This is a genomic window from Mesorhizobium carmichaelinearum (assembly GCF_900199455.1).
GTDB lineage: Bacteria > Pseudomonadota > Alphaproteobacteria > Rhizobiales > Rhizobiaceae > Mesorhizobium > Mesorhizobium carmichaelinearum.
The window spans coordinates 1-8,831 of sequence record NZ_FZQR01000074.1 but is presented as its reverse complement, the minus strand read 5'-3'; the positions used below and the strand labels follow the sequence as shown (position 1 = coordinate 8,831).

Genomic DNA, 8,831 nt, shown 5'->3' with positions numbered 1-8,831 from the left:
CGACTACATCGAGCGCTTCTACAACCCTCGGCGGAGGCACTCGACACTGGGCTATCTGAGCCCCGTGGAGTTCGAGGAACAAGCTATGTTAGCTTAACCTCGTGTCCGAAAAACCGGCAGCAGGCCATATCCAGCCGTCGGAAAGTACGGCCCGACTTAGTACATCCTTTGTGTGGTGACTGTCGACAAATGCTGCCCGTTTGGGTTCCTGTAACGATTGGTGAGGCTTTGGAACAATGAAGCCATCTCGCGTGATCCAACAGTAAATTCTCCATAGTTAGGATCGAAGAGCGTGGTCATTCCATTCGACGCCGAGGTCGCAATTGTGTGTGCGCCACCTTGGGCGAAATACAGGCTCAGCAAATGGGTCGATCCGTCTTCGGTGATTTTGTCAAGCATGCGCGAGAAGCTCGAAGGCTCGCCGAATTTGTATTTCTTCTCTTTTCCGGATGGTGCCAAGCCCGCTTCCTGCAACACGGTGTTTTGTGCCTGAAGGTCGGCCTGCGAAGCTCCTGCACCCTCGCTTCGCAATAGGTCCTTGAGGTCCTGATACCGCTGCTGCCGCACAGCCGCTGAGGCATGCCTTTCCGATCCAGGTATTAGCGCATTCATTCGGGCTGACGCGCTGTTGTTGAGATTGAGTAGCCACTCTGCAGTCAGCCCAACGCAGATGCCGTTTTCATTCGCCAGGGGCAATTCGGCCGTCCTGTATTCGAACACGGAGGTGCTCGGCCTCGCTGGAGAAGATGTACTGGCACTCGTGGTGGAGGAGTTTGAACTGTGAAAAGTTACATCCGATGTGTGTGGCTTGCTGGCGCAAAGCCCCATTTTGTTGGGCAACGCCTCAGGTGGCAGCTTCGTCCACGGCGCGAGATTTTGCTTGGTATCCGTTGCTGGCGGCGTGGGATTCACCAAAGACGGCGGGACTTTGGGATAGCCGTCACGGTCACGTAGCTCCTTAGCATATTTGACCCGGTGATCGTTATCGAGCATAGAAATCGTTTGGCCAAAGGGCTTAAGCCCCCCAGAGGGATTATGGCGCTCCATGGTGGGGAGATTTACGGCACCGGCTTGCGGAGCCTTGTTTAGGTGCAGTTCAAAGTCCCCTTGCCCAGCTTGGGACGCTTGCTCTTGGTGCGTCATGGTATAGGACGCTGCGAAATTTGGATCCAAGGAAAGATCGAGATTGCGAAATGGGTCCATGTTGCCCTCCGAACGGGGTGGGGTTGACTAGCCTTGGCGCTCTGATCTTGCCCGGCTTAGCTTTCGAGAAGCTGACGAGCACTCTTAAGGTTTCACATGAGCATTGCCAGGCGCAGTGTTCTTCCGAGAATACTGCTGTGCGCCAAATTACGCCGCGGCATGCTCGGCATTGGCCAAGACGATGGGGGTCGGCCGCAAACCGAAAGAGCCGGATATGCCTGAGCCGGCGCCGGCGAAGCGGACCCTCGCGGCTTAACTTCATTGTCTGGACTATTTCCGAAGCGTGCAACTGCCACCGGCATGATCTGCGCAGAATATGAAAGGCGGGATTTGCCTCGCTATTTGCGCGGCGTTTGCCGAGGCATTGACCCTTTTTCGGCTGGATTGGGGGCTTGGTAGGGGTTGTCGGACGAACCATCCGAGGGCCTAACCATTGCCGGCAGCCTGGCTGGCGCCATGGCCGTTCGATCCAGATGCTATCGGCGAGGCTTCCAATAGATGCCGAAAGCAGCGAGCCGCTCTTCCGATTGTTTTACCCGCTCTGCGGCGTTCGTTTCAGAGTGCCCTGCCGTCAGTTCCGCAAGAATCTCGACGGCAGCGAACGCCGGCGCCATGCTTCGGAAGAACGACTGCGATTTCGACGTGACGATGATTGTCTCACGCGCGATCCGCGTCAGCGGAGACACGCTGCTGTCGGTGATTGCCACCACGCCGACGCCTTGCCGGGCCGCCTGGCGCGCCACGTCGATGGTCATGCGCTCATAAGGCGACATGCCCACAGCCAGAAGCATGTCGCCACGTCCGGCGTGCTGAAGGGCATCCAGGCCCTGTCCGGCCATCTCGCCGACAAGCGTCACCTTGCGGTCACCGCCGGCCAGAAACGACATGACGTGAACGAAGTGGCTGGTGACCGGATAGGCCGAGCGCGAGCCGAGACCGAAAAGATCGCGTGATCTTGCAAGCAGGTCGGCGGCGGCGATGAACTGCATGGCATTGCCGTATTCACCGAGGCTTGAAATCTGGGCCGCGAGCGTGTCGGCAACGACACCGGCAGTCGAATATCCCGGAGCGCCATCGTTCTCGACACCCTGTCGCGCCGACTGACCGGCGATCGTCTCACGCAGCGCCCGCGCATAAAGGCTGCGCATATCCTCGTAGCCGTCAAGGCCAAGCCATCGCGCCAGCCGCATCATGGTGCTATGCGAAACGCTGGCCTGGTGCGCCTGCTCGCGCATCGACATCAGTGCGACATCCTTGGGATGGTCCAGCACGAAACGCGCGGCGACCTGCAGCTGCGGCGGCATATTCTCGAACTGTTCGACCAACAGCTCGGCCAAAGGACCCTTTTCCAATCTAAAATGCCTCATTCGCCCAATTGCATATCTCTAGAAACAATTGGAACTTGTAGGCCGCAGACTATCCAAATGAACTTTCATCTTGCTGCCCTTAAGTATCGCAGCGATCCGGCACTTTGCCGACGCGGGGTCGATTCCGCTAATGCGTGCGGTGATACCTTGCTGACAGCCTCGCACCGAACTCGAGGGCACGATCCCGGCTGCGAACCGGCAATCTGCGGCGTTGCCGCTCCGCCGGCCTCGCCATGACCGGAACGTCGCCCGTCCACATCGCACTAGCACGGCTTGCGGCGCCTCGTTTAGGTGCTGCTCAAAGTCCGCTTGCCCCACTCGGGTGGCCTGCTCCTGCTGCAGGAAGCGTAGCGCTTTGCGAAATTTGGATCGAATGGATTGAGCTTGCGAACTCGTGATTACCCCTTCAAATAGCGGTAGGTTGGTTAGCTAGCGGTAGGATGGTTAGCCTTTCGCGTTCGCATGCTATTCGGCTCAGCTTTCGAGAAGCTGACGAGTGGGAGCATGAAAAAGCTGGGGGTCTCGTCGGCTCTACGCTAGCTTCGCCGCCATGTCCGCTATTGCAAATTCCGACGTGTATCAGCTGAAGGTGAGCTTGCGACGAACCTCGCCGATGATTTGGCGCCGGCTGTTCGTCCCAGGGGAATGACACTCTACGCGCTGCACCGAACAATCCAGATCGCTTTCGGTTGGGAGAACTACCATCTTCATGCTCTCAAGCTGCATGGCCGGCATTACGGCACGACGCGGACAGGCGAGCGCCACAGTGACGCGGCGGGGCGCGAGGTGATGCACGCGGATCTCCAATTGCGCGTGCGCCAGCGCATCCACTGCGAATATGATTTCGGCGATCTGTGGGAACACGAAATCCGGGTTGGGGCCAAGCTCAAGCGAGAGGGCGGCAAGGCCTACCCGGTCTTCATTGCCGGCGCGCGCGCCGGCCCGCCCGAAGATTATTGGTGGCCCGAGAGGCTATGACGCGCTCCTCGATCGGTTCCGCTTCGGCGACATCGATCGGCTGCTTCGTGACGATGAAGAAGATATCGATAAGGAGCTCGAAGACGATGATCCCTGCGCGCCTTTGAACCCGAGCGCTTCAGCCGGCGCGAGGTTAATGCCGTTCTGAAGCTCGAACTTTCGGAGCTGATCAGGGCTGACCGCAACCAAGCCGCATGCTTCCCTCCCCCCAATAAGGAGGGATGTAGATGCGATTTGCCATTCAACTCATGATCGACGGCGGCGATGCGGTAGTCGAAACGCAGGAAATTATCAGCTTCGATCGAAGCGATGGTGCACTGTCGATCAATGAGCTCGGCCTGACGCTGGAAGAAGCGAAAAGGACTTTGGCCACGCTCCAGGAGGCCCATCACGGGAGCACAGGCCCTCGACCTGGCCGACGCCAGCGGACTTGTCCGTGTTGCCGCCGGCCCCGGCAACTGAAGGACAAGCGCACAATCACCGTACGAACGTGCTTCGGCAAGCTCGCGCTGCCGAGCCCACGATATAGATGCTGCCAATGCCAAGCGGTGCTCGGCACTGTCGCGCCTGCCGTGGCCACTTTGCCCGAACGTGTTACGCCCGATCTGCTTGCGCTTGAGGCGCGTTGGGCTTCGCTTGCGGCCTACAGTGTTACCGCCGCTCTCCTGGCCGACGTATTGCCGATCGACAAGGCTGTGAACGCGTCGACGATCAGGAACGACGCGATGCGGCTCGCCGAGCGTCTCGAAGCCGAACTCGGCCCCCGAGCAGGCGACGTTCGCGAGCGGATGCCAGGCCATAGAACAAGATGCCGATCCCCGGACCGCCCGTGACGATCGGCATCGATGGCGGCTACGTGCGCAGTTGGACCAACAGACCGACCAATTTCGAGGTGATCGTCGGCAAATCCGTGTCCGAGGATGGGCGGGCACGGCGCTTTGGCTTTGTAGCCAGACACGGCGAAAAGCCGAAGCGCCGTTTACACGAGCTGTTGGTCAATCAGGGCATCGTGATGAACCAGGAGATGACCTTCATGTCGGATGGCGCCTGCAATCTGCGAGACCTCCAATATTACATGCGCCCAACGCGGAGCACGTTCTCGACTATTTCCACATTGCCATGCGCATCACAGTGCTCCAGCAGATGGCGCGCGGCCTACCACCGCCGCTCACCGCTGCAGCGCCCGCGGCCGTTGCTCCCTCGAAGGCGTGAAACACCACCTTTGGCACGGCAACGTCGGTCGGGCGTTCATCCTCGTTGAGGACTTCACCGACGGGTTTGATCTCATCGCCGATCCGCCGCCAGAGGTGCGCAAGCTGCGCCGGTTCCGTCGGATTCAGCCGCTACATCGACAACAACGCCGATCTGATCCCAAAACTTCGCAGAGCGGCACCGCTATGGAGAGGTGGTTTCGACCGCCTTCGTCGAGTCAACTGTCAATCAGGTGATCGCCAAGCGTTTCGCCAAGAAACAACAGATGCAATGGACACCGCGTGGCGTCCATCTCCTCATCCAGCTGCGAACGCGCGTACTAGACGGCACTCTGGACAACGACTTCAAGCGCTGGCGCGAGGAACGGCACAGACCAGAAAATGCACCCAGGATGGCCGCCTGGCGACCCCCAACTTTTCATGCTGCCCGGAAGAAGTCGGTGCTGCAAAGACGATCAGCGCGATCCGGCCGAGACTTGGAAACAGATTAATCAAACACTGCTTTCGAATGCCCGGCAGGCGAAGCTGGAAGACGGCAGTGTCGTGCGTCGGGACAGTACCGTCACCGCGGCGCTGCTGCATGAGCCGAGCGACAGCAGCCTGCTGTGGGACGCCGTGCGTGTGATGGTGCGTTTGTTGATGCAAGCAGATGCACTGGCCGGAAATGCCGAACTTACCTGACGCGACCACCGACGCGCGGCGAAGAAGCGAGCCTACGCTATCCAGTCCGCGGTCGTCCGAAGCGAGTTCAGCTCTACAGCGAGTTGATCAAAATCGCTCGGCTTACCTTGGCATAGCTGGACCAGGCGGCGCTGCAATTGGCCATAGTGGCCGATCTCCTTGTCGAGTTCTGGCAGGCGCAAGTCCGCCACTATCAGCCGCTGATCGAGCGGATCATCGCACAGAGCGAGCGGCGGTGTTGGCCGGCGAGCCGGTGCCCGCCGGCGAGAAGCTGGTCAGCCTGTTCGCGCCGCACGCCGATATCATCGTCAAAGGCAGCCGCGACACCGAATACGGCCACAAGATCCTATGAGGAGGGTGGATAGCGATCTGCGCTCTGGCAAAGTGAGGTCGCTTACTTAACACCTTACTCTGGAGATAAGCATGCCCGTTGCAGCAGCCAACCGATCCGAAGCGCCGACCGCTATCCGCACGGATCTTGGCGCAATTTTCGTCTCATTGGAACTCAGCCGCTCGAAATGGTTGATCACCTCGCTGTCGCCGGGCGGCGGCGAGAAGATGGCTAAACATTCGGTGGCCGCTGGCGATGTCGCCGGACTGCTGGATCGGTTTGCTGAACTCAACAGGAAGGCAGAGGCACGAACCGGGCGTTGCTTTCCGATCATCGTCATCCAGGAGGCCGGTCTCGACGGCTTCTGGATCCACCGGGTGCTGCAGGCCGAAGGAATCGAAAACCACGTCGTCGATCCGGCCTCGATTGCGACCTCACGCCGGCGGCGCCGAGCAAAGACCGACAAGATCGACGGCGAGGCGCTGGTCCGGGCGTTGCTGGCCTACAAGAGAGGCGAGCCACGGGTGTGTGCGATGGTCCGGGTCCCGACACCCGAGGAAGAGGACCGCCGTCGTCTCTCGCGTGAGCGCAAGGCATTGACGAACGAGTGCGTGCGCCACGCCAACCGTATCAAAGGCCTGCTGTTCGCCCAGGGCGTGTCCGGCTACGAGCCGTTGCGCCGCGACCGGCGCAAGCGCCTGGAGGCGCTTAAGACCGGCGACGGCCGTCCGCTGCCTGCACATCTGAAGGCGCAGATCGACCGGGAACTCGACAGGCTCGAACTGCTGCTGGAGCAGATCAAGGCTGTCGAGGCCGAGCGCGATGCCATGCTCGCTGCCGCTGAGGCCGTTTCGCCGGCCCCGGCGATGCTGCTCAACCTGAAAGGCATCGGGCCGGAGTTCGCCGCCGTCTTGTGGTCGGAGGGACTGTCGCGTCACTTCGATAACCGACGACAGCTGGCTGCCTATGCCGGCCTTGCACCGACACCTTGGCAGAGCGGGAGGATCGATCATGAGCAGGGGGTCTCGAAATCCGGCAATTCAAGGCTGCGCACGACGCTGATCCAGCTCGCCTGGCTGTGGGTGCGTCATCAACCGGACGCGGCGCTCACCTTGTGGTTTAGGGACCGGGTCAAGCAGAACGGCGGCCGTCTCAAGAAGACGACGATTGTCGCGCTCGCCCGCAAGCTGCTCGTCGCGCTGTGGAAATATCTCAACGCCGGCGTCGTCATCGAGGGTGCCGTCATGAAGACCGCCTGACGCGTTAGCCGAGCTGAATTCTGCAATCTTCCAGGATCCGATCAGTCCTGGCGGATCCAGGTGGGACGAACCGAAGGTTGGGATGGCCTTGAAATGCCGCCCACAAGAATGGTCCCGTCCTCCTGAGCCTTGTCCGCCGCAAGCGGGATGTTGGTGCTGCTGTTTCGAACAGCGACCGTATATAAGTTGGATCTGGCTCGGCAACGAGCCGCGTCATGCAATCAGGCTCAGACCGTGGATGCCGCAATCACCGTAGGTAGAAAATGTTGCCCTAGATAAAAGTTCCAGCTTGACCCTCCTCATATAAGCTCAATCTCACCAGCAGAAGGAGCGGCATGATCCTCGATCTGGTCATCGAAACGGGCAACCCGGCCGACTGCGACCGCTTGCTGCCGATGCTGGAACGCCACAGCGACCTCTATGGTCAAGCGCCGCGGCAAGCCGCCGCCGATGGTGGCTTTGCCAGTCGCCGCAATCTGAGCCAGGCTAAGGCTTGGGGCGTGCGCGACATGGCCTTCCGCTGGGTTTATCGCAAGCTGCGCAACTTCCGTGTCGGCATCGAGGCCGGCATCTCATACCTGAAACGCGCCTACGGCTTGCCGCGCTGCACCTGGCGCGGGCTCGATCACTTCAGGGCCTACGTCTGGTTCTCGGTCGTGGCTTTTAATCTCGTTCTCCTTACCCGCCTCAACCCGAGCTGACATCAAACCATGGGCTTGGCCAGCAGCCTGTCCGGTGGGAGCCGGCCGATGGGCCGCGCCCAACTCTCGGTCTGAGAGCCCGCCGTCGCGGGTCCTCGCGGTTGGCGTAATCAGACGCCGAAAAACCAAGTGCATCATGTCGGCAAGCGACTGCAAACGCTCACAAAAATCAACGTTTATGGACGGAAACTAGACTAGGGATTCGCCTCGAGTTCCAGGCGCATCCAGATTGGCTCAGACCAGCCGCTTGCTTAGTTCCAACGCCTGCAGCTCGAACAGGCGGCTGTAAATGCCGCCCTTCATAACGAGGGCGGCATGATCATCCTCCTCGATAATGCGGCCGCGATCGAATACAAGGAGCCGGTCTAGCGAGCAAACCGTTGAGAGCCGATGCGCAATCACAAGCGTCGTTCTGCCAACCATCAGTCTTTCCATTGCCTGCTGGATCAGCATCTCCGACTCAGAGTCCAGGCTCGAGGTGGCTTCGTCGAGGATCAGGATCGGGGCATTGGCCAGGAAGGCGCGCGCAATAGCCACTCGCTGACGCTCGCCGCCGGAAAGCTTCACTCCACGTTCGACGACCAGGGTGCCGTAGCCTTTCGGCAAGCGCACAATGAACTCGTGCGCGCTCGCGAGGCGTGCGGCTTGTTCGATGTCTGTGGGGGTGGCGCCGGGGCAGCTGTAGGCAATATTCTCGGCGAGCGAGCGATGGAACAGCGCGGGGTCCTGCTGCACGATTGCAATCTGAGACCGCAGCGAAGTCTGAGTTACCTTCGAAACATCCTGCCAGCAGCGCATTCGGATATCCGGCCTTTGCCGAGCCAGACATCGAAGCGTGCCACCACGTCAATTCAGAACAGCGGAATAGGAGAAAGGCGTCAAGCAACTCGCCACCCTTTTATCTCATTTGATGATAGAAACTCAGGTACCCCATGAGTGATATCTTTCAACGAGCTTTTCGAAGGCCATTTATACCAACGGTCATGTTGATTGACCGACGTGAGCCCATTGGCGCGTCCCGATTGAAGTGATGGTCTTTGGTCGTTTGATGAGCTCGCGCCAGGCGTGGCACGCGGCGTCGATGATGGCGTCGTAGCCTT

Annotated in this window: 7 protein-coding genes and 4 pseudogenes; 8 read left to right on the top strand and 3 right to left on the bottom strand. The window is 59.9% G+C overall.

Annotation, left to right across the window (positions count from 1 at the left end; translation table 11 throughout):
- Positions 1-97: IS3 family transposase (locus CKW40_RS43515; protein ID WP_143748509.1), on the top strand; the 97-nt coding region annotated here is incomplete at its 5' end.
- A gap of 59 nt (positions 98-156) precedes the next feature.
- Here CKW40_RS43515 and CKW40_RS41430 read toward each other — a convergent pair.
- The gene (locus CKW40_RS41430) at positions 157-1,203 is read right to left on the bottom strand and encodes a YopT-type cysteine protease domain-containing protein (protein WP_244571547.1); all 1,047 of its coding nucleotides are present in this window, start codon (positions 1,201-1,203) and stop codon (positions 157-159) included.
- Between the two features lie 139 nt (positions 1,204-1,342).
- Here CKW40_RS41430 and CKW40_RS45200 point away from each other — a divergent pair.
- Positions 1,343-1,459 (top strand): annotated as a pseudogene (locus CKW40_RS45200) (MucR family transcriptional regulator); the annotation flags it as partial.
- A 220-nt stretch (positions 1,460-1,679) separates the two neighbouring features.
- On the opposite strand, the gene CKW40_RS41420 reads toward CKW40_RS45200, so the two are convergent.
- Positions 1,680-2,540 (bottom strand): MurR/RpiR family transcriptional regulator, encoded by an 861-nt coding sequence (locus tag CKW40_RS41420; RefSeq protein ID WP_095205286.1) that lies wholly within the window; start codon positions 2,538-2,540, stop codon positions 1,680-1,682.
- A 675-nt stretch (positions 2,541-3,215) separates the two neighbouring features.
- Here CKW40_RS41420 and CKW40_RS41415 point away from each other — a divergent pair.
- The 6 genes and pseudogenes from CKW40_RS41415 to CKW40_RS41390 form a co-directional block, all read left to right on the top strand.
- Positions 3,216-3,548, top strand: coding sequence for a plasmid pRiA4b ORF-3 family protein (locus tag CKW40_RS41415; RefSeq protein ID WP_095205285.1), 333 nt, complete (start codon positions 3,216-3,218; stop codon positions 3,546-3,548).
- A gap of 227 nt (positions 3,549-3,775) precedes the next feature.
- Positions 3,776-4,381, top strand: coding sequence for a hypothetical protein (locus tag CKW40_RS41410; protein WP_095205284.1), 606 nt, complete (start codon positions 3,776-3,778; stop codon positions 4,379-4,381).
- The gene (locus tag CKW40_RS43510; protein ID WP_143748521.1) at positions 4,378-4,809 is read left to right on the top strand and encodes a hypothetical protein; all 432 of its coding nucleotides are present in this window, start codon (positions 4,378-4,380) and stop codon (positions 4,807-4,809) included. Before CKW40_RS41410 ends, CKW40_RS43510 begins: the two co-directional genes overlap by 4 nt.
- A 395-nt stretch (positions 4,810-5,204) precedes the next feature.
- Positions 5,205-5,786: pseudogene (locus CKW40_RS41400) on the top strand (ISNCY family transposase); the annotation flags it as partial.
- 77 nt (positions 5,787-5,863) lie between these two features.
- Positions 5,864-7,030 carry an IS110 family RNA-guided transposase gene (locus tag CKW40_RS41395; protein WP_095205283.1) on the top strand — a complete coding sequence of 389 codons (1,167 nt, stop codon included), beginning with the start codon at positions 5,864-5,866 and terminating at the stop codon, positions 7,028-7,030.
- Between the two features lie 302 nt (positions 7,031-7,332).
- Positions 7,333-7,731: pseudogene (locus CKW40_RS41390) on the top strand (transposase); the annotation flags it as partial.
- Positions 7,732-7,965: 234 nt separating this feature from the next.
- Here CKW40_RS41390 and CKW40_RS41385 read toward each other — a convergent pair.
- Positions 7,966-8,517 (bottom strand): annotated as a pseudogene (locus CKW40_RS41385) (ABC transporter ATP-binding protein); the annotation flags it as partial.
- Between the last annotated feature and the right edge of the window lie 314 nt (positions 8,518-8,831).

Coding starts and splice junctions, on each gene's coding strand:
- CKW40_RS41415 (WP_095205285.1), top strand. CDS start 3,216: ATGACACTCTACGCGCTGCACCGAACAATCCAGATCGCTTTCGGTTGG.
- CKW40_RS41410 (WP_095205284.1), top strand. CDS start 3,776: ATGCGATTTGCCATTCAACTCATGATCGACGGCGGCGATGCGGTAGTC.
- CKW40_RS41395 (WP_095205283.1), top strand. CDS start 5,864: ATGCCCGTTGCAGCAGCCAACCGATCCGAAGCGCCGACCGCTATCCGC.
- CKW40_RS41430 (WP_244571547.1), bottom strand. CDS start 1,203: ATGGACCCATTTCGCAATCTCGATCTTTCCTTGGATCCAAATTTCGCA.